General features: G+C 58.3%; 15 protein-coding genes and 2 tRNA genes. 10 read left to right on the top strand and 7 right to left on the bottom strand.

All coding sequences use genetic code 11. From position 1 onward, the window contains the following. The first annotated feature begins 95 nt into the window (after positions 1 to 95). Both ACOTYH_RS06095 and ACOTYH_RS06090 read left to right on the top strand, forming a co-directional pair. The gene (locus ACOTYH_RS06095; RefSeq protein ID WP_017693129.1) at positions 96 to 1397 is read left to right on the top strand and encodes an MFS transporter; all 1302 of its coding nucleotides are present in this window, start codon (positions 96 to 98) and stop codon (positions 1395 to 1397) included. Positions 1398 to 1403: 6 nt separating this feature from the next. Beyond that, positions 1404 to 2192: a substrate-binding domain-containing protein gene (locus ACOTYH_RS06090; RefSeq protein WP_421637615.1), complete on the top strand. Its 789-nt coding sequence runs from the start codon at positions 1404 to 1406 to the stop codon at positions 2190 to 2192. Here ACOTYH_RS06090 and ACOTYH_RS06085 read toward each other — a convergent pair. Continuing rightward, positions 2164 to 3066, bottom strand: coding sequence for a LysR family transcriptional regulator (locus ACOTYH_RS06085; RefSeq protein WP_003859540.1), 903 nt, complete (start codon positions 3064 to 3066; stop codon positions 2164 to 2166). The genes ACOTYH_RS06090 and ACOTYH_RS06085 overlap by 29 nt on opposite strands. 266 nt (positions 3067 to 3332) lie before the next feature. Here ACOTYH_RS06085 and mtfA point away from each other — a divergent pair, with 266 nt between their 5' ends. Continuing rightward, the gene (gene mtfA, locus ACOTYH_RS06080; RefSeq protein ID WP_017383320.1) at positions 3333 to 4130 is read left to right on the top strand and encodes a DgsA anti-repressor MtfA; all 798 of its coding nucleotides are present in this window, start codon (positions 3333 to 3335) and stop codon (positions 4128 to 4130) included. Here mtfA and ACOTYH_RS06075 read toward each other — a convergent pair. Further along, positions 4127 to 5335 carry an MFS transporter gene (locus ACOTYH_RS06075; protein WP_015572420.1) on the bottom strand — a complete coding sequence of 403 codons (1209 nt, stop codon included), beginning with the start codon at positions 5333 to 5335 and terminating at the stop codon, positions 4127 to 4129. The two genes, mtfA and ACOTYH_RS06075, sit on opposite strands and share 4 nt — an antisense overlap. 138 nt (positions 5336 to 5473) lie before the next feature. Between ACOTYH_RS06075 and ACOTYH_RS06070 the strand changes: the two genes are divergently transcribed. The 6 genes from ACOTYH_RS06070 to ACOTYH_RS06045 all read left to right on the top strand — a co-directional run bounded on the left by ACOTYH_RS06070 (position 5474) and on the right by ACOTYH_RS06045 (position 13679). Then, a complete protein-coding gene (locus tag ACOTYH_RS06070) occupies positions 5474 to 7216 on the top strand; it encodes an IucA/IucC family protein (protein WP_421637614.1) in 1743 nt (580 codons plus the stop codon). Continuing rightward, positions 7216 to 8163 carry a GNAT family N-acetyltransferase gene (locus ACOTYH_RS06065; RefSeq protein WP_032671701.1) on the top strand — a complete coding sequence of 316 codons (948 nt, stop codon included), beginning with the start codon at positions 7216 to 7218 and terminating at the stop codon, positions 8161 to 8163. Before ACOTYH_RS06070 ends, ACOTYH_RS06065 begins: the two co-directional genes overlap by 1 nt. Continuing rightward, on the top strand, positions 8160 to 9902 hold the full coding sequence (gene iucC, locus ACOTYH_RS06060; RefSeq protein WP_047740841.1) for an IucA/IucC family protein: 1743 nt from the start codon (positions 8160 to 8162) through the stop codon (positions 9900 to 9902). The genes ACOTYH_RS06065 and iucC overlap by 4 nt, the downstream gene beginning before the upstream one ends. Beyond that, on the top strand, positions 9899 to 11224 hold the full coding sequence (locus tag ACOTYH_RS06055; RefSeq protein WP_023303945.1) for a lysine N(6)-hydroxylase/L-ornithine N(5)-oxygenase family protein: 1326 nt from the start codon (positions 9899 to 9901) through the stop codon (positions 11222 to 11224). The genes iucC and ACOTYH_RS06055 overlap by 4 nt, the downstream gene beginning before the upstream one ends. Before the next feature lie 26 nt (positions 11225 to 11250). Then, positions 11251 to 13440, top strand: coding sequence for a TonB-dependent siderophore receptor (locus tag ACOTYH_RS06050; RefSeq protein ID WP_058689055.1), 2190 nt, complete (start codon positions 11251 to 11253; stop codon positions 13438 to 13440). Between the two features lie 163 nt (positions 13441 to 13603). Continuing rightward, positions 13604 to 13679, top strand: a tRNA-Asn gene (locus tag ACOTYH_RS06045). A gap of 45 nt (positions 13680 to 13724) precedes the next feature. On the opposite strand, the gene ACOTYH_RS06040 is transcribed toward ACOTYH_RS06045, so the two are convergent. The 4 genes from ACOTYH_RS06040 to nac all read right to left on the bottom strand — a co-directional run bounded on the left by ACOTYH_RS06040 (position 13725) and on the right by nac (position 16540). Continuing rightward, the gene (locus ACOTYH_RS06040; protein ID WP_017383313.1) at positions 13725 to 14027 is read right to left on the bottom strand and encodes a helix-turn-helix domain-containing protein; all 303 of its coding nucleotides are present in this window, start codon (positions 14025 to 14027) and stop codon (positions 13725 to 13727) included. A gap of 4 nt (positions 14028 to 14031) precedes the next feature. Next, on the bottom strand, positions 14032 to 14385 hold the full coding sequence (locus ACOTYH_RS06035; protein WP_047733850.1) for a type II toxin-antitoxin system RelE/ParE family toxin: 354 nt from the start codon (positions 14383 to 14385) through the stop codon (positions 14032 to 14034). Between the two features lie 190 nt (positions 14386 to 14575). Then, complete coding sequence (cbl, locus tag ACOTYH_RS06030) at positions 14576 to 15526, bottom strand: HTH-type transcriptional regulator Cbl (RefSeq protein ID WP_017383311.1); 951 nt, start codon at positions 15524 to 15526, stop codon at positions 14576 to 14578. A gap of 96 nt (positions 15527 to 15622) precedes the next feature. Continuing rightward, complete coding sequence (gene nac, locus ACOTYH_RS06025; protein WP_003859531.1) at positions 15623 to 16540, bottom strand: nitrogen assimilation transcriptional regulator NAC; 918 nt, start codon at positions 16538 to 16540, stop codon at positions 15623 to 15625. Positions 16541 to 16860: 320 nt separating this feature from the next. On the opposite strand from nac, the gene ACOTYH_RS06020 reads away from it, so the two are divergent. After that, positions 16861 to 16936 (top strand) — tRNA-Asn (locus tag ACOTYH_RS06020). Between the two features lie 134 nt (positions 16937 to 17070). Here the strand turns inward: ACOTYH_RS06020 and ldtA are convergent. Beyond that, positions 17071 to 18003 carry a L,D-transpeptidase gene (ldtA, locus tag ACOTYH_RS06015; protein ID WP_015572412.1) on the bottom strand — a complete coding sequence of 311 codons (933 nt, stop codon included), beginning with the start codon at positions 18001 to 18003 and terminating at the stop codon, positions 17071 to 17073. Positions 18004 to 18062: the final 59 nt, after the last annotated feature.

The raw sequence follows: 18062 nt of genomic DNA, 5'->3' as shown, positions 1-18062 counted from the left end.
CAGTCCATGCGCTATTTGCGCTTATTAATTTCCACTTCCTGATCCAGTTTTCAGAAACAGACGAGCATAACGTCACTATAAAACTGGAGATAATCATGGTTTCCTCAACCTCACCTGCAACGCTTCGTGCCAAAGCGGGCGCGATTTTCCGCGTCACGTCGGGCAACTTTCTTGAGCAATTCGACTTCTTTCTGTTCGGCTTTTATGCCACCTACATCGCCCATACTTTTTTTCCGGCAAGCAGTGAATTTGCGTCCCTGATGATGACCTTCGCCGTCTTTGGCGCGGGCTTCCTGATGCGTCCGATCGGGGCCATTGTGCTGGGGGCTTACATTGATAAAGTGGGTCGCCGTAAAGGGCTGATCGTCACCCTGTCAATTATGGCCGCCGGAACCTTCCTGATCGTGCTGATCCCTTCTTACCAGAGCATTGGCCTGTGGGCGCCGCTGCTGGTGCTGACCGGCCGCCTGTTGCAGGGTTTTTCGGCAGGCGCCGAGCTGGGCGGGGTTTCGGTTTATCTGGCGGAGATCGCCACGCCGGGCCGCAAGGGTTTCTACACCAGCTGGCAGTCGGGTAGCCAGCAGGTCGCCATTATGATCGCGGCGGCGATGGGCTTCGCCCTGAATGTGGTGCTGGAAGAGAGTGCCATTCGCGAATGGGGGTGGCGTATTCCGTTCCTGTTTGGCTGTCTGATTGTGCCGTTTATCTTTTTCCTGCGCCGCAAGCTCGAAGAGACCGAGGAATTCAGCGCCCGTCGCCACCATCTGGCAATGCGTCAGGTCTTCACAACGCTGCTCGCCAACTGGCCGGTAGTCGTCGCGGGCATGCTGATGGTGGCGATGACCACCACCGCGTTTTACCTGATCACCGTTTACGCGCCGACCTTCGGTAAAAAAGTCCTGATGCTTAGCGCGTCGGACAGTCTTCTGGTCACGCTGCTGGTGGCGGTGTCCAACTTCATCTGGCTTCCGGTGGGCGGCGCGCTGTCGGATCGCTTCGGGCGTAAACCGGTGCTGATCGCCATGACGCTGCTGGCGCTGGCGACCAGCTATCCGGCGCTGACGATGCTGGCCGCAGCCCCGAGCTTCTCAATGATGCTGACCGTGCTGCTGTGGCTCTCTTTCCTCTACGGCCTGTATAACGGCGCGATGATCCCGGCCCTGACGGAGATCATGCCAGCAGAGGTGCGCGTGGCGGGCTTCTCGCTGGCTTACAGCCTGGCAACGGCGGTCTTTGGCGGTTTCACGCCGGTGATTTCGACTGCCTTAATTGAGTACACCGGCGACAAAGCCTCGCCGGGCTACTGGATGAGCTTTGCCGCCGTTTGCGCCCTGCTGGCAACGCTTTATCTCTATCGTCGTCGCACGTTAATCCTGCAAACTGCCGTTAAGGAGTGATCCCTCATGCTTACATTCAGAACGGTGATTGCCGCCCTGACCTTCGCCACCCTCAGCGCGGGCGCGCTTGCGCAGGATGTGACGGTGATGATTTCTGGCGGCTTCAAAGCGGCGCTGGAGAAGCTGACGCCGCAGTACGAAGCGCAAAGCGGCGACAGGCTCATTGTGATCTCCGGCCCGTCGATGGGCAAAACGCCGCAGGCCATTCCGGCCCGGCTCGCCCGGGGCGAAAAAGCGGACGTGGTGATTATGGTGGGCGATGCGCTGGCGAAACTGGAACAGGATCGCAGGACCGCGCCAGGCTCCCGCGTGGAGCTGGCGGATTCGCCCGTCGGGATGGTCGTCAAAGCGGGCGCGCCGGTGCCGGATATCAGTACGGTGCCTGCCCTGCGGCAAACGCTGCTGAAGGCGCATTCCATGGCTTATTCCGACAGCGCCAGCGGCCGGTATGTAGAGAGCCAGCTGTTCCGTAAGCTGGGCATAGACGGCCAGGTTCACGATAAAGCGCACCGGGTTGAGCGCATCCCGGTGGCGTCTGAAGTGGCAAAAGGGAAATACGATCTCGGCTTTCAGCAGGTGAGCGAGCTTCTGCCGGTCCCGGGGGTGACGTTTGTGGGTAAGTTGCCTGACGACATGCAGTACATTACCCGTTTCGCCGGAGCCGTAACGCAGAAGGCTGACCATCCCGAACAGGGAAAAGCGCTGCTGGCCTTTCTCTCTTCGCCACAGGCCGCCAGCGTCATTACGGCAACGGGCTTAACGCCCGTCAGTGCACCTCGCGATACTGCTCGGTAATTAGCGTTTCGAGTTCGGCAGCAATATAGGACTGGATCCGCCCGCGGCGGCGGATCAGCCCCACGGTTCGCCTGACCTCAGGCTCGGTTAAAGGTACCGACGTCAGCAGCGAATGCTCTGCGCGGGGCATTGACATGGCGGGAACGGCCGCAATGCCGATCCCGGCTTCAACCATCCCCAGCATGGTCGTCACGTGCCGCGTTTCGCAGATGCTGGGGCGCTCAGGCCGAATATGCCCGACCCGCTGGTCGAGAAGATTGCGGTTGCCGGAGGTCTTATCCAGACCGATATAATCCTGCTGATAAAAAGCCTGCCACGTCAGGCTTTTTCTTTTTGCAAGCGGGCTGTCGCGCCGGCAGGCAGCCACGTAGACATCCTCCACCAGCGGGACAAACTCGATGTCGGGCTGCAAGCTCCGGGCAAAGCAGATACCAAAATCCGCCTGTCCGCGGGTGACGGCCTCGATAACATTTCCGGCGCTGCTGTCGATCAGTTTTATGCGCACGCGGGGGTAACGGGACTGAAAGCGGCGGATAACATCCGGCATAAAGTAACAGGCGGCGGACGGCACCGTCGCCACGGTGATTAGCCCCGTACGCTCCTCGCTGGCCTTATCGATATCCGAAAGCATGGACTCCACATCAGCAAGCAGCTGTCCGCATCGGTCGGCAAAGGTCTGTCCATACAGGGTCAGCGTGACGCGCCGGGTGGTTCTGTCGAACAGTTTTGTCCCCAGTGCCGCCTCCAGCTTTTCAATTCTGCGACTCAACGCCGACTGGGAAAGGCAGATAGACTCCGCCGCAAGACGGAAATTGCCATATTCCAGTAAAGCGCGGAAGGCATAGAGATCGTTGAGGTCAAAATTGACGGGCATACTGACGGGATCCTTAAGCACGGTAGGGTAAGAAGAGATTTATCATAGTCGCGCACGACATACTTCACAAAATGAAGGGGATACCCCTAAAGCGCTATCAACCTGACGGCACATAGTGATAGTTTATGCGGGCTGGATTCCTCTTAAACAGGCTGCCAGTCTGCATGCAGCCGAAGAGGAGTGTCATACTGCTTAACAGAGTATGTTGGCATGCTAACAGCCCCTGACCTTTCCATTTTGTTCACGTGCGAGTAACGAGCAAAGCGATGATTAAGTGGCCCTGGAAAACGAACGACGCTGGTCGAAATATGGCGCTGCCCTGGGATGAGGCTCTGGCGATCCCCGTGCTGGCGAATCTCTTGCCTGAAGAGCAATCAAAGCTGATTCAGCTGGCCGAGCGTTTTTTACAGCAAAAACGGCTGGTACCGCTACAGGGCTTCGAACTGGATCCGCTTAAAAATTCCCGCATCGCCCTGCTCTTCTGCTTGCCGGTGCTGGAGCTGGGTATCGAATGGCTGGATGGCTTCCACGAAGTGCTGATCTACCCGGCGCCGTTTATCGTCGATGATGAGTGGGAGGATGACATCGGGCTGGTGCACAACCAGCGTATGGTGCAGTCCGGGCAAAGCTGGCAGCAAGGGCCAATCATCCTCAACTGGCTGGATATTCAGGACTCGTTCGATGCCTCGGGCTTCAACCTGATCATTCACGAAGTGGCGCATAAGCTGGATACCCGCAACGGCGATCGCGCCAGCGGCGTGCCGCTGATCCCGCTGCGTGAAGTCGCGGGATGGGAGCACGACCTGCACGCGGCGATGGAAAACATTCAGGATGAGATAGACCTGGTGGGTGAAAGCGCGGCCAGCATTGATGCCTATGCCGCGACCGATCCCGCCGAGTGTTTTGCGGTACTGTCCGAGTATTTCTTTAGCGCACCTGAGCTTTTCGCTCCGCGCTTCCCGGCGCTGTGGCAGCGTTTTTGCCATTTTTATCAGCAGGATCCGCTTCAGCGTCTGCGGCAAAGTGAGGACGCAGCCAGCACATCCTCTCATCCGTTCCACTAATGTTCAGCAGAGGTACGATCGGTCGATCGTACCCACACGCTCACCGCGAGAAACAGCAGCGCCATTCCCCATGCGGCAGTAATCAAAAACTGCTCACCGTAAAAGCGCGTCACCACGGGTACCAGCAGCGCGCTGGCCCCGTACCCCAGCGTATGGCTGGTGGCGATCACCCCTGCGCCTTTGCCCGTCGTCAGCCGATCGTTGAGCAAAAGCTGGTATCCCGGCGTTGCCATGGCGGCCCCCAGCGAAGTGATGACAATTCCCACGTAGAACAGGGCTAAACTGGCGAGACACATCAGCCCAAGACCCGCCACCATCAAGACCGCGGCAATTAAGAGTAAAACTCTCGGGGTAAAATGCTGCGGGCGTACTACCAGAAACTGCGCCGCCAGGGTCGCCAGCGCGGCCAGGCTCAGCAGCAGCGCGACATGATGGCTGATTTGCACGGCATCGCCATTAAATAACGGGTGAAGATGCGGCGATAAACCAAGCTGCATCAGGCTGACCAGCGCCGCCAGCAGCAGTGCCAGCACCAGGAAAGGCAGCATGGAGGCCTGTAACCGCGTCGACTGGTGCGCCACCGGCGGCAGCGGGGGATCGGCGGCTTCGCGCAGCACCAGCAGAAGCGCGATAAACGGTGCCAGCGCCATCAGCCAGAGCGGTGCGACCGGGCTGACGCTGAGCATCAGCGCGGCCAGGGGCGGTCCCAGCAGACGCCCGCAGCTAAGGCCAGAGCTTATCGTCGCCAGCGCCGCCATCCTTTTATCCAGCCCCGCGCGTTGAATGGCCCACGTCTGGGCCGCAGGCACCAGCCCTGATACCGTCAGGCCGTACAGCATGCGCGACAGCACCAGGCCTGCCATTCCCCAGAGAGCATTCAGCGCGCCGTTCGCCATCGCCCAGACCACCAGCGCCATCACGACAAAGCTCGCCAGATAGCCTCCCAGCGAGGCCAGCATAACGATCTTACAGCCGTGCCGCTCGCTCTGGCGTCCCCACCAGGGCGATGCGGGTAAAAAGAGCATCGAGCCGAACATCAGCAGCCCGGCCCAGACGGAGAGCGACAGTCCGGTCAGGGAGACCAGCTGCGGCAGCATAACCAGCAAACCGTTTTGCCCAATACCTAATAAACCGGCGCCCAGTGCCAGGGGCCAGTTAGCTTTAGGGGTCACAACGTCAGTGAGATTCTCAGTACGGGTGCGCATAAAATTGTGAAGATAATGTCAATAAATGTGTGGAAATTATGAAGTTTATGAAAACAAATATTGCAAAAATAGTTGCCACTGTAAACAGAATGAATATCATAACGAGAATTATTATCAGTCATGGAATGAGGTACAACTATGCGTACTCTGCCCCGCTCCGCCGGTACAGATGTTGCGGCCCAGTGTTTTTTGAACGCGCTGCTGCGCGAAACGAAGGACTGGCATTATCTTCCCGCAACCCGTGCGGATGAGTTATCACAGATTCATATCCCGCTCTCCCCAACCCAGGCCATTCGGGTTCCGGTACGCTATTTCTCCCCCACGCAGCATCACCAGTATCGTTTTCCGGCAACGCTGATTCAGGCCGACAGCGACGGCGGTGACACGGTCACATTTCATCAACTGATTGATTTCATTCTTCAAAAAGAGACGGTAAAAGGCGATCTGGATGCTGATACGCTGGCTCGCTTTAAGCAGCGCGTCCTGGAAAGCCATACGCACACCTGGCAGGCCATTGATTTACGCCACAACTGGGCAAACCTGCGCGATAAGCCGCTGACGTTTGCCGAAGCGGAACAGGCGCTGCTGGTCGGCCATGCTTTTCATCCTGCCCCAAAGTCGCACGAGCCGTTTAACGAGGTCGAGGCGCGTCGCTATCTGCCGGATTTCGCCTCCCGCTTCCCGCTGCGCTGGTTTGCGGTTGAGCATGAGCTGATTACCGGCGACAGCCTGAATGTCTCCCTGCGGGAACGTCTGCTGCGCTTTGCAGCGCAGAGCGCGCCGGCCCTTCTCGGTCACTTCACCGACACCTGCTGGCTGCTGCCGATGCACCCGTGGCAGGCCGACTATCTGCTGGAGCAGGACTGGTGCCAGCGTCTGGTAGAAAAAGGCGCCCTGCGCGATCTGGGCGAAGCCGGTGCGCAATGGCTGCCCACCAGCTCTTCCCGCTCGCTGTACAGCGAAACCAACAGCGACATGATTAAGTTTTCCCTGAGCGTGCGGCTGACCAACTCCGTGCGCACGCTGTCGGTGAAAGAGGTTAAGCGCGGCATGCGCCTGGCGCGGCTGGCGAAAACGGCACGCTGGCAGGAACTTCAGGCGCGCTACCCGACCATGCGCGTGATGCAGGAGGACGGCTGGGCGGGGCTGTGCGATGAGCACGGCGTCGTTCAGGAAGAGAGCCTGATGGCCCTGCGCGTCAACCTGCTGTTCGATACCCCTGAAACGCAAACCAACGTGCTGGTGAGCCTGACCCAGGTCGCGCCGGACGGCGGCGACAGCCTGCTCGCCGCGGCGGTGCGTCGTCTGAGCCAGCGTCTGGATCTCCCGCTCGCCCAGGCCGCGCGCTGCTGGCTGGACGCTTACTGCGACCGGGTATTGCTTCCGCTGTTCAGCGCCGAGGCGGACTACGGTCTGGTCCTGTTGGCGCACCAGCAAAATATCCTCGTTGAGATGCAGCAGGATTTCCCCGTTGGGCTGATCTACCGCGACTGCCAGGGCAGCGCCTGGACCGAAGGGGCCGACGCGTGGCTGAAAGAGGCAGGTGAAACCGAAGTGGAAAACCGCTTCGGTGAGAGCCAGCTGCTGCGCTACTTCCCTTATTACCTGCTGCTGAACTCTACCCTTGCCGTCACCGCCGCGCTCGCCGCTGCCGGTTTCGACAGCGAAGAGAACCTGATGTCCCGCGTGCGTGACGCGCTGGCCGAACTGCGCACCACGGCGAAGCAGACCCGCTGCCTCGATTACGTGCTCGACAGCCCGACCTGGAACTGCAAAGGCAACTTCTTCTGCTACCTGCACGATCGCAACGAAAACACCATCGTCGATCCGGCGGTGATCTATTTCGACTTTAGCAACCCGTTTTATAAGGAGAAGGCGTGATGGCAAACGCGAATATCGTCCATTCCGGCTACGGCTTTCGCTGCACGGTCACGGAACAAAACCTGCCGCTGACGCTGGGTCTCGACGGCAGCGCGGTGCTGGAGCGGCTGACCGGGCTCCCGGACGGCTGGCTGGTGGACGCCCTCGACCAGCTGTTTGTTGCCGCGCCCGCCCTGACCGGCATTACCCTGCCGTGGGCAGCCTGGCAGGATGAACCTCAGGCGCAGGCGCTTTTTAGCCTCGTTCACGGGGACTATCTGGCGCGTGAAATTTTCTGGCAGCTGCCGCTGTGGCTGAAAGGCGAACGTCCGCAGGCGAGCGGCGGAATGCAGTTTGACGAAAGCCGTCAGCTGTACTTCCCGCTGCGCCCTCACCGCCCGCAGAGAGAGGTGTACCGCCGTTACGATCCGCAGATTAAGCGCACCTTGAGCTTCCGCGTGGCGGACGTGGCGCTGGACGGCGAGCGTTTTACCCGCTGGATGAACAACCCGCGCGTGAACGCTTTCTGGGAGATGGCGGGACCGCAGGCCGAGCAGGAAAACTACCTGCGTCGCCAGCTCGACTCGACGTACTGCTACCCGGTTATCGGCTGCTTTGACGATCAGCCGTTCGGCTATTTTGAACTCTACTGGGCGGCAGAAGATCGCATTGGCCGCCACTACCGCTGGCAGCCGTTTGACCGCGGGCTGCACATGCTGGTGGGTGAAGAAAACTGGCGCGGCGCGCAATACATCCGCAGCTGGCTGCGCGGCCTGAGCCACTATCTGTATCTCGATGAACCGCGCACCACGCGCATTGTCGCCGAGCCGCGCTTCGACAACCAGCGTCTGTTCCGCCATCTGGCGTCCGCCGGTTTCGACACGGTGAAAGAGTTCGACTTCCCGCACAAACGCTCCCGTCTGATCATGAGCGAGCGTCACCGCTTCTTCCACGAGGTGGAACTGTGAACGCACTCTGGCAGAAAGTGAACCGCGAGATGGTGGCGAAGATCCTCGCCGAACTGGAATATGAACGCACCCTGCGCGCCGAGCCGGTTTCGGCGGACAACTGGCGCATCAGTATGGGCAACGCGTGCTGGCAGTTTCGCGCCACGCGTGGGATATGGGGCTGGCTGCATATTGACCCTGATACCCTGACCACCACCAGCGGCGCGGCGGTCGAAGCGGAAAACGCGCTGCTGCAACTGGCCACCGTGCTGGAGATGAGCGACGCGCAAACGGCGGAGCACATGGAAGATCTCTACGCCACGCTGCGGGGTGACATGCAGCTGTTGCAGGCGCGTGAAACGCTGGATGCCGATGCGCTGATCCACCTCGACCCGGACGAACTACAGTGCCTGATGCGCGGTCACCCGAAGTTTATTTTCAACAAGGGACGCCGCGGCTGGGGGCTGGATGCCCTGCGCCTGTACGCGCCGGAATATCGCGGGCGTTTCCGCCTGCACTGGGTCGCCGTGCAGCGCGAGCGTCTGGTCTGGAGCAGCGACGCCGATTGCGATATTAACGCCCTGCTCTCCAGCGCCATGGACGATGCCGAGCGCGAGCGGTTCGACGCCCGCTGGCAGGAGCTGGATCTGGACGACAGCTGGCTGCCGGTGCCGCTGCACCCGTGGCAGTGGCAGCAAAAAATTGCCATTCATTTCCTGGCGCAGCTCGCGCGCGGTGAGATGGTAGAGCTGGGTGAGTTCGGCGATGAGTATCTGGCGCAGCAGTCCCTGCGCACGCTGACCAACGCCAGCCGTCGCGCGCCGTATGACATCAAGCTGCCGCTGACTATCTACAACACCTCCTGCTATCGCGGTATTCCGGGCAAGTATATCGCCGCCGGTCCGCTGGCCTCGCGCTGGCTACAGCAGCAGTTCGCCAGCGATGCCACGCTGATTCACTCCGGGGCGCAGGTGCTTGGCGAACCCGCAGCCGGATATCTGTCGCATCCGGGTTATGCCGCATTGCCTGAGGCGCCGTACCGCTATCAGGAGATGCTGGGGGTGATCTGGCGCGAGAACCCATCCTGCTATTTACAGGATGGCGAACAGGCGGTGCTGATGGCGGCGCTGATGGAAACCGATAACCAGGGGCGCCCGCTGATTGACGCGTGGATCAAACGCTCGGGGTTAACCGCTGACGCATGGCTGGAAAAGCTGTTTGAGGCGACGGTGATCCCCTTCTATCACCTGCTCTGTCGCTACGGGGTGGCGCTCATCGCCCACGGCCAGAACGTCACGCTGGTGATGAAAGATTACGTTCCGCAGCGCATTTTCCTGAAGGATTTTCAGGGCGACATGCGCCTGGTGGATGAAGATTTCCCGCAGGCGAAGAGCCTGCCGGAGCAGGTAAAAGCGGTGACGGCGCGCCTCAGCGCGGATTACATCATCCACGACCTGCAAACCGGCAACTTTGTCACGGTGCTGCGCTTTATATCCCGCCTCACCCTGCAATGCGGCGTGAGCGAAACCCGCTTCTATCAGATCCTGGCGCTGGTGTTACGTCGCTATATGGCCGCCCATCCGGATCTTGCGGCGCGCTTCGCCAAATTCGACCTGTTTAAGCCGCAGATTATTCGCGTGATCCTCAACCCGGTCAAACTTACCTTCTCTGAACACGACGGCGGCAGCCGCATGCTGCCGAACTACGTCTGCGATCTTGATAACCCTCTTTTTCTGGTCTCCCAGGAGTCAGCGCAATGAAAACCTATGATTTCATCGGCATTGGTATCGGTCCGTTCAACCTCAGTATTGCCGCGCTGGCAGAGGGGCTGGACGGTTTTAGCTCGCTGTTTCTTGAACGCAAGCCGCACTTCTCCTGGCACCCGGGGATGATGGTGCCGGACTGCCATATGCAGACCAGCTTCCTGAAGGATCTGGTCAGCGCCGTGGAGCCAACCAACCGCCACAGCTTTCTGAACTATCTGGTACAGCGCAAAAAGTTCTACCGTTTCCTCACCACCGAGCAGCGCACCGTGTCGCGCGAGGAGTTTGCCGACTACCTGTGCTGGGCGGCGGATAACCTCACTAACCTGGCCTTCAGCCAGCAGGTACAGCAGGTCAGCTTTGATGAGCAAAACGGCCTGTTTGAGGTCGTGACCCAGCGGGATCGCTTCCTGGCGCGCCACGTCTGCGTGGGGATTGGGAAGCAGATCAATCTCCCAGACTGCGTCACCGCGCAGGACGATACCTGCTTCCACGCCAGCGAAATGATGCTGCGCACGCCGGATTTAGCGGGCAAGCGCGTCACCGTCGTCGGCGGCGGCCAGAGCGGTGCGGATCTGTTTTTAAATATCTTCCGTGGGGAGTGGGGGCAGCCGCTGAGCCTCAACTGGGTGTCGCGCCGCAACAACTACAACGCGCTGGATGAAGCCGCGTTTGCCAATGAGTATTTCACGCCGGAGTACGTGGACAGCTTCTCGACCCTTGGTGACGACGCCCGACGTCAGATGTTGCAGGAGCAGAAGATGACCTCCGACGGGATCACCACGGAGTCGCTGCTGGCCATCTATCGCGCCATGTATCACCGCTTCGAAGTGCTACGCGAAAAACCCTGGGCGCACCTGATGCCGTCCCGCTCGGTGACGGCGCTGACGCGCCAGGAAACCGGACATCGCCTCAGCATCCAGCATCACCTGGACGGCGGGCGCGAACAGCTGGAGAGCGACGTGGTGATTTTCGCCACCGGCTACCGCGCCGTGCAGCCCGCGTTTCTCGCCCCGCTCTCTTCCCGACTGCGTCTGGATGAGGATGAAGCCTTCTGCATCAACAACGATTTCACCCTTGAATGGGACGGCCCGCAGAGCAACCGCCTGTTTGCCGTCAATGCCGGGATGCACCGTCTCGGTATTGCCGAACCCCAGCTCAGCCTGATGGCCTGGCGCGCGGCGCGAATTTTGAATCGCGCTCACGATGACGAGCCGTTTGAGCTGGCAACCACCCCCGGCGTGATCCACTGGCGGAGCACCACCAGCCCGGAGAGCAGCCAGGTTTTTAAATCATTAATGAAGACCACCGAGTACTGACACACACATTCAGGATCAACATAACAATGAAACGTTCTCATCTTTGGGTTTTAAATCCGTGCTTGCTTGCCATGCTTTCTACCTCTGCGTGGGCGGAAGAACAAAAGGAAGAAGATATTGTGGTCTCCGCCAGCCGGGCACATCGCAGCGTGGCAGAGATGGCGCAAACCACCTGGGTTATTGAGCGGGCGGAAATTGAGCAGCAGGTTCAGGGCGGGAAAGAGATTAAAGACGTGCTGGCCCAGCTGATCCCCGGCATGGACGTCAGCAGCCAGGGACGTACCAACTACGGCATGAACCTGCGCGGTCGCTCCATGATGGTGATGGTGGACGGCGTACGTCTGAACTCTTCCCGCAGCGACAGCCGCCAGCTCGACTCTATCGATCCGTTCAACATTGACCGTATCGAAGTCATTTCCGGCGCCACCTCGCTGTACGGCGGCGGCAGTACCGGCGGGCTGGTGAACATCGTCACCAAAAAAGGCCAGCCGGAGACCGAAGTGGAGTTCCAGACCGGGGCAAAAAGCGGGTTTAACAGCCATAACGACCATGATGAGAACGTCTCCGCAGCCGTGAGCGGCGGCAATAACAACGCCTCTGGCCGTCTGTCGGTCTCCTATCAGCGCTACGGCGGCTGGTATGACGGCAACGGCGACGAGGTGATTATCGATAACACCCAGACCGGCTTGCAGTATTCCGACCGTATCGACGTGATGGGGACAGGCACCATCAACATCGACGATCATCAGCAGCTCCAGTTAACCACGCAGTACTACAAGAGCGAATCCGATGGCAAGCACGGCCTGTTCCTTGGGGAGAATTTCGCTGCGGTCACGGGCGATGCCAAAGCCTATAATAAAGATAACCTGAACTCTGACCGTATCCCGGGCACAGAGCGTCACCTGATCAACCTGCAATACTCGAACACCGATTTCTGGGGTCAGGATCTGGTTGCGCAGATTTACTACCGTGACGAGAGCTTGACCTACTACCCGTTCCCGACGCTGAGCAAAGGCGCGGTGACCAGCATTGGCGCGTCCCAGCAGAAAACCGATTTTTACGGCGGCAAGCTGACGCTAAACAGCAAGCCGATGGACGACCTGACCCTCACCTGGGGTGTGGATGCCGACCACGAAACATTCGATGCCAACCAGCAGTTCTTTGACTTGAGCAAAGCGGCGGCGAGCGGCGGCATGGAGCTGGACAATGCCTACAACGTGGGCCGTTATCCGGGTTACAGCATTACCAACCTCGCGCCGTTCCTGCAAGCCAGCTATGACATTGACGCCATCACCCTGAGCGGCGGCGTGCGTTACCAGTACACCGAAAACAAGGTGGACGATTTTGTCGGCTACGCCCAGCAGCAGGCAATCGCCACGGGCAAAGCGACCTCCGCTGACGCGGTGCCGGGCGGGAAAACCGACTACAACAACTTCCTGTTTAACGCTGGGATCCTTGGACGTCTTACCGAACAGCAGCAGCTGTGGTTTAACTTCTCCCAGGGCTTCGAGATCCCGGACCTGGCGAAGTACTACGGCTCCGGCACCTATCAGCTGGTCGATGGTCACTATCGCCTGCAAAACAGCGTCAACGTGAACGACTCAACGCTGGACGGTATTAAGGTCAATGCCTACGAGCTGGGCTGGCGCTTCACCGGCGATAACCTGCGTACCCAGGTGGCGGCCTACTACTCGCTCTCGGATAAAACCATCACCATCAACAAAAGCGACATGACCATCAATCTGGAGGACGATAAACGTCGTATCTACGGGGTTGAAGGCCAGGTGGACTATTTCTTCACCGACAGCGACTGGAGCACCGGGGCGAACTTTAACGCCATTAAGTCCGAAACGCGTGAAAACGGGAAATGGGAGAAGCTGACGGTCGACAGCGCCAGCCCGTCTAAAGCCAGCGCATGGGTTAACTGGGCGCCGGGCGACTGGGCCCTGCGCGTGCAGAGCACACAAACCTTCGACGTGTCTGACGCCGACGGTAAGAAGATTGATGGCTATAACACCGTTGATTTCCTGGGCAGCTACGCCCTGCCGGTGGGCAAAGTCAGCTTCAGCGTGGAAAACCTGCTGGACAAAGACTACACCACCGCCTGGGGCCAGCGCGCACCGGGGCTGTATAGCCCAACCTATGGCTCACCGGGTCTTTATACTTATAAAGGCCGTGGACGTACGTTTGGCCTGAACTACTCCGTTCTGTTCTGATCCTGCGCGCCGCCTGCGGGCGGCGCGATTTGCTGTGCAATTTGAAAGCAAATTTGCTATTAAATCATCGGTTTGCTGAAATTCTCGGCAAACGAACAAAAACGGTGTTTTCCCCTTTGACAAGGCGCACGCAGGTCGATAATATGCGCCTCGTTCACACGATTCCTCTGTAGTTCAGTCGGTAGAACGGCGGACTGTTAATCCGTATGTCACTGGTTCGAGTCCAGTCAGAGGAGCCAAATTTGAAAAGCCTGCTTTTAGAGCAGGCTTTTTGCTTTTGTGGGTTACAACACAAACTCGTAATGAGAACCATCGGGTAGTTCTACATCCAGCCGTAGCTTCCCTCCGGCGGCCTCAACGTAGCGTTTCAAAGAAGAAAGCTTAATATCGCGTCCTGCCTTTTCCATGACGGCGACAGTAGGTTGTTTAATACCCAACGCCCTGGCCATATCTACCTGCGTTTTTTGCACTTTTTCACGTAACTCGGCCAGATGGATATTGAGCAAAATATCCGTTGCCATTGCCTGTGCGCTGGCAACAACCTCAGGTTTTTCATCTGCAATAAGCTGCTCCAGGGTTCTGCCCATCGCGTTAATTCCTCTCTTTTAATGTGTTCAGCCAGCGAGTGTATTCCCGATCCGCAACGAGGAGCATCTCATCGTAAAATCGCCTTTCATTACCGACCTTATTGCCCGCACACAGTACAATACCCGTACGGTTCGAATCGAAAGCGAAAAATGCCCTCAGCGGATCACCCTTACTCTGGATACGCAACTCTTTCATGTTGCTGTGGCGGGAGCCTTTCAGCGTATCGGCATACGGTCTGGACAGACCCGGTCCCCTCTCCCGCAAAACAAGTAGCGCGGCCAGTACGCTGGCTCTCTCGCTATCGTTTAATGAGGTGAACCAGTCGTCAAACCTGTCCGTAGTTTTAATCGCCCACACGGGACCTCCTTGTACAACATAGATCAAAAACTATATAGATGCAAAACTATAGTGCCGATTATGCAGACAGATTAGCTGGTATGCAGGTTAAGGATGCAAAATATGGAAGCCGTCTTCAGAAATAAAGGAGAAACAGGGTGAAGGGGGAATACAAGCCCGGAAAGCGCAGCGCACCCGGGCAAACGCGTAGTTAAATCTGATAATCGATCGCCACCTCTTCCGGCTCCATCACCTGGCGTTTGATCTCATCCACGGAGAGTCCCGCATTGCACAGCTCGATAAAACGCCACACATAGTTACGCTGAAGCTGCCCGCGCTTCAGCCCGAGCCAGACGGTGTTCGCATCGAACAGATGACGTGTATCCAGACGCACCAGATTACCAGCCTCATATTCTCCGCCAGACTGCTCGGCCACCAGGCCAATCCCCAGCCCTAACTCGACGTAGGTTTTGATCACGTCGGAATCCTGCGCGCTCAGCACCACGTCCGGCGTGAGCCCTTTACGCTTGAACGCTTCATCTATGCGCGAACGCCCGGTAATGCCCTGCCGGTAGGTGATAAGCGGCCATTTGACGATCTCTTCCAGCGTCAACGGTGAAACCTGGTTCAGCGGGTGTTCGGCGGGTAATAGCAGGCTGTGGTGCCAGCGGAACCACGGGAACGCCACCAGCAGCGGGTCATTGCTCAGCCGTTCACTGGCGATACCGATATCGGCCCCACCGTTATGCAGCAGCACTTCAATTTCCTGCGGCGTGCCCTGGATCAGTTCGAGACGTACGTCCGGGAAGATCTCACGAAATGCTTTGATAACCGTCGGAAGACTGTAGCGCGCCTGTGTATGGGTGGTGGCGATAGTCAGCACACCCGAAGCGTCGTTGGTAAAGAGATCCGCCAGCCGACGAACGTTGCTGGCCTCGTTGAGAATGCGCTCAGCGATGGTCAGCAATGCCTTGCCTGGCTCGGTCATACCCAGCAGGCGCTTGCCGCGACGGATAAAAATCTCAATGCCTAACTCCTCCTCCAGTTCGCGGATATGTCGGCTGACACCCGACTGAGAGGTGTAAAGCATATTGGCGACTTCGGTCAGGTTGTAATCCCGCCTGGCCGCCTCACGAATAATTTTAAGTTGCTGGAAATTCACAATTCACTCCGGCGCATCTGACATAAGGCTATTGTTAGAGTCAGGCGGGCTGGAGAACAAATAATAAAAACCAGCATCTTATGCTTATTTGGAATATCAGCTGACGAGTTGCAGCTCGCGATTTTCCAGCGACGGCTTACTGACCAGAGACATCAGGATCTCTTTCACCGCCTGCGCCTGCGGCGACAGGGAGCCGCGCGCGGACATATTCAACGACAGCGGTAAGCTCATGGATGGCGTGGTGATGCGGGCCATCCAGCCGTTCGCCGCGCTGCACAGTGAACGTGCGGCAGACTCGGGCAGAACCGTTACACCCATGCCGCTGGCAATGGCGGCAGTCAGCGTGGAGATGGAATCAATCTCGCCGATGATCTTCGCCGTCAGACGGCGCAGCGAGAACGCTTCGTCAACGCGCACGCGCACGGCACTGTAGTCGCGCGGCAGGAACAGATTCATCTCTGCCACAGCGGTTAAATCAATGCTCTGGCCGGGGCAATCACGGGTACCGACCAGGTAAAGATCTTCCTTCAGCAGCGGCTGGCTGGTGATCCCGGCAACCGGGGAGCGATCGTACAGCACCGCCATATCCAGCTGACCGTTGAGCAGTTTGTCATTGAGCACGGAACCACTGTTCTCATGCAGATAAACCAGCACTTCCGGTAGCTCCGCGCGCACTGCCTGTAGCAGCGGCATGGTGACAGACGATGCGGCCGTTCCCGGCGCCAGGCCAATGGAGACATGGCCGCTCAGGGTCTGACCCACATTGTGCACGGCCAGCTGCGCCTGTTCACACTGACGCAGGATCGTGCGGGCATGGGTATATAAAATTTTTCCCGCTTCGGTAGGCGTTACGCCGCGCTTGGTGCGGATCAACAGTTGCTGGTCCATTTCGCCTTCCAGAGTCGCGACCTGCTGGCTCAGCGCAGGCTGCGCGATATGCAGCACTTCAGCCGCCTGGGTCAGGCTGCCGATATCGACGATTTTTACGAAGTATTTCAGTCGTCTTAAGTTCATGTTGCCCCCTGTTCGAAAATAGCGTGCCGGTAACGGCTGTGTTGTTAAACAGGTTTTGCAATATGGATGCCAGTTTTTTGCAGCGGGTGTATGTCGCTGCTAAGCGGCTGAAAATAAGGAAAGCCAATCACTGGTGCCTGTTTTGAGACGGGGACAACGGTTTCCGATCTGCCCCATTCGGGGTATATCTGCACAATAATGGTGCATTCCGTTGGCAAAAACGTCACTTTGCTGGTTTTGTCAGCAAACAGTTCAAAGTCGGCGATCCATCCTTTGACAAGGCGTACGCAGGTCGATAATATGCGCCCCGTTCACACGATTCCTCTGTAGTTCAGTCGGTAGAACGGCGGACTGTTAATCCGTATGTCACTGGTTCGAGTCCAGTCAGAGGAGCCAAATTTGAAAAGCCTGCTTTTAAAGCAGGCTTTTTGCTTTTCTGCGTTCGTGAAATTGTCGGGTGGCGCTGCGCTTACCCGACCTACATTCTGCGTTCGGTAAAATTGTCGGTTGGCGGCTTCGCCTTACCCGACCTACGGTCCTGTAGGCCCGGTAAGCGCAGCGCCACCGGGCATAGCAAGCTTCACCGGCATCCCCGACCGCCGTTCCAGCTCAGCCCCCGCCCCTTCACTTATTAGCTGCGTCCTTTGTGCGGCTGAAATGGGCAGCGGCACCTTATTTGTCGATTCAAATTCCGCGCGATTGCGTGACAGCGGCTCGTGAACCTCTACCCAACGGCTACCGTCCGGCTCGGTGGTCACCTTTAAGGGCTGATCGATAAGCTGTACCCTCGTCCCCACCGAAACGTTATCGAACAGGTATTTGATATCGTTATTACGCAGGCGAATGCAGCCCTGGCTGACGCGCAGACCAATGCCGAAATTTGAGTTGGTACCGTGGATCGCGTACAGCCTGCCGATATAGAGGGCATACAGCCCCATCGGGTTATCCGGCCCGGCGGGAACGAACGCGGGCAACGTTTTCCCCTCTTTCGCGTAAGCGCGTCGCGTATTTGGCGTGGGTGACCAGGTTGGGCCTTCCTGTTTGCGCTCAACGGCGGTTACCCAGTTACGCGGCGTTTCGCGCCCGGCCTGACCGATGCCAATAGGCAGCACCTCAACAGTGTTGCTGCCGGGTGGATAATAGTAAAGTCGCATTTCCGCGACGTTCACCACAATCCCCTCGCGCACCGTTGGCGGCAGAATAAGCTGCTGGGGTACCACCAGCTGTGTTCCGGCTCGCGGTAAAAACGGATCCACCCCCGGGTTGGCTTCCAGCATATTGCTCAACCCCTGTCCGTGCTGCGCTGCAAACGCTTCGAGCGGCAGAGTATTGCCCTCAGGCACGGTGATGGTGATCGGCGCCCCCACCAAACGGCTGCCCTCGGGAGGGAGGGGGTAGGTTACAGCAGATGCAGCGGGAACCAGAATACCAAGCGTAAAAACGAACGAGGCAAATCGAATCATAGTGTTCTGTACTCAGTCAAAGAGAAAGCCTGCCGGTGGGCAGGCTTAGCCTACTCATT

It is taken from the genome of Enterobacter cloacae complex sp. SHL001 (assembly GCF_049236825.1).
Taxonomy (GTDB): Bacteria; Pseudomonadota; Gammaproteobacteria; order Enterobacterales; family Enterobacteriaceae; genus Enterobacter; species Enterobacter hormaechei_C.
This window is presented reverse-complemented; position numbering and strand designations above follow the sequence as displayed.

What these genes read in the sequence shown, in the direction of transcription:
- ACOTYH_RS06095 (WP_017693129.1), top strand. Translation starts at nt 96, where the DNA reads ATGGTTTCCTCAACCTCACCTGCAACGCTTCGTGCCAAAGCGGGCGCG.
- ACOTYH_RS06090 (WP_421637615.1), top strand. Translation starts at nt 1,404, where the DNA reads ATGCTTACATTCAGAACGGTGATTGCCGCCCTGACCTTCGCCACCCTC.
- ACOTYH_RS06085 (WP_003859540.1), bottom strand. Translation starts at nt 3,066, where the DNA reads ATGCCCGTCAATTTTGACCTCAACGATCTCTATGCCTTCCGCGCTTTA.
- mtfA (WP_017383320.1), top strand. Translation starts at nt 3,333, where the DNA reads ATGATTAAGTGGCCCTGGAAAACGAACGACGCTGGTCGAAATATGGCG.
- ACOTYH_RS06075 (WP_015572420.1), bottom strand. Translation starts at nt 5,335, where the DNA reads ATGCGCACCCGTACTGAGAATCTCACTGACGTTGTGACCCCTAAAGCT.
- ACOTYH_RS06070 (WP_421637614.1), top strand. Translation starts at nt 5,474, where the DNA reads ATGCGTACTCTGCCCCGCTCCGCCGGTACAGATGTTGCGGCCCAGTGT.
- ACOTYH_RS06065 (WP_032671701.1), top strand. Translation starts at nt 7,216, where the DNA reads ATGGCAAACGCGAATATCGTCCATTCCGGCTACGGCTTTCGCTGCACG.
- ACOTYH_RS06055 (WP_023303945.1), top strand. Translation starts at nt 9,899, where the DNA reads ATGAAAACCTATGATTTCATCGGCATTGGTATCGGTCCGTTCAACCTC.
- ACOTYH_RS06050 (WP_058689055.1), top strand. Translation starts at nt 11,251, where the DNA reads ATGAAACGTTCTCATCTTTGGGTTTTAAATCCGTGCTTGCTTGCCATG.
- ACOTYH_RS06040 (WP_017383313.1), bottom strand. Translation starts at nt 14,027, where the DNA reads ATGGGCAGAACCCTGGAGCAGCTTATTGCAGATGAAAAACCTGAGGTT.
- nac (WP_003859531.1), bottom strand. Translation starts at nt 16,540, where the DNA reads ATGAACTTAAGACGACTGAAATACTTCGTAAAAATCGTCGATATCGGC.
- ldtA (WP_015572412.1), bottom strand. Translation starts at nt 18,003, where the DNA reads ATGATTCGATTTGCCTCGTTCGTTTTTACGCTTGGTATTCTGGTTCCC.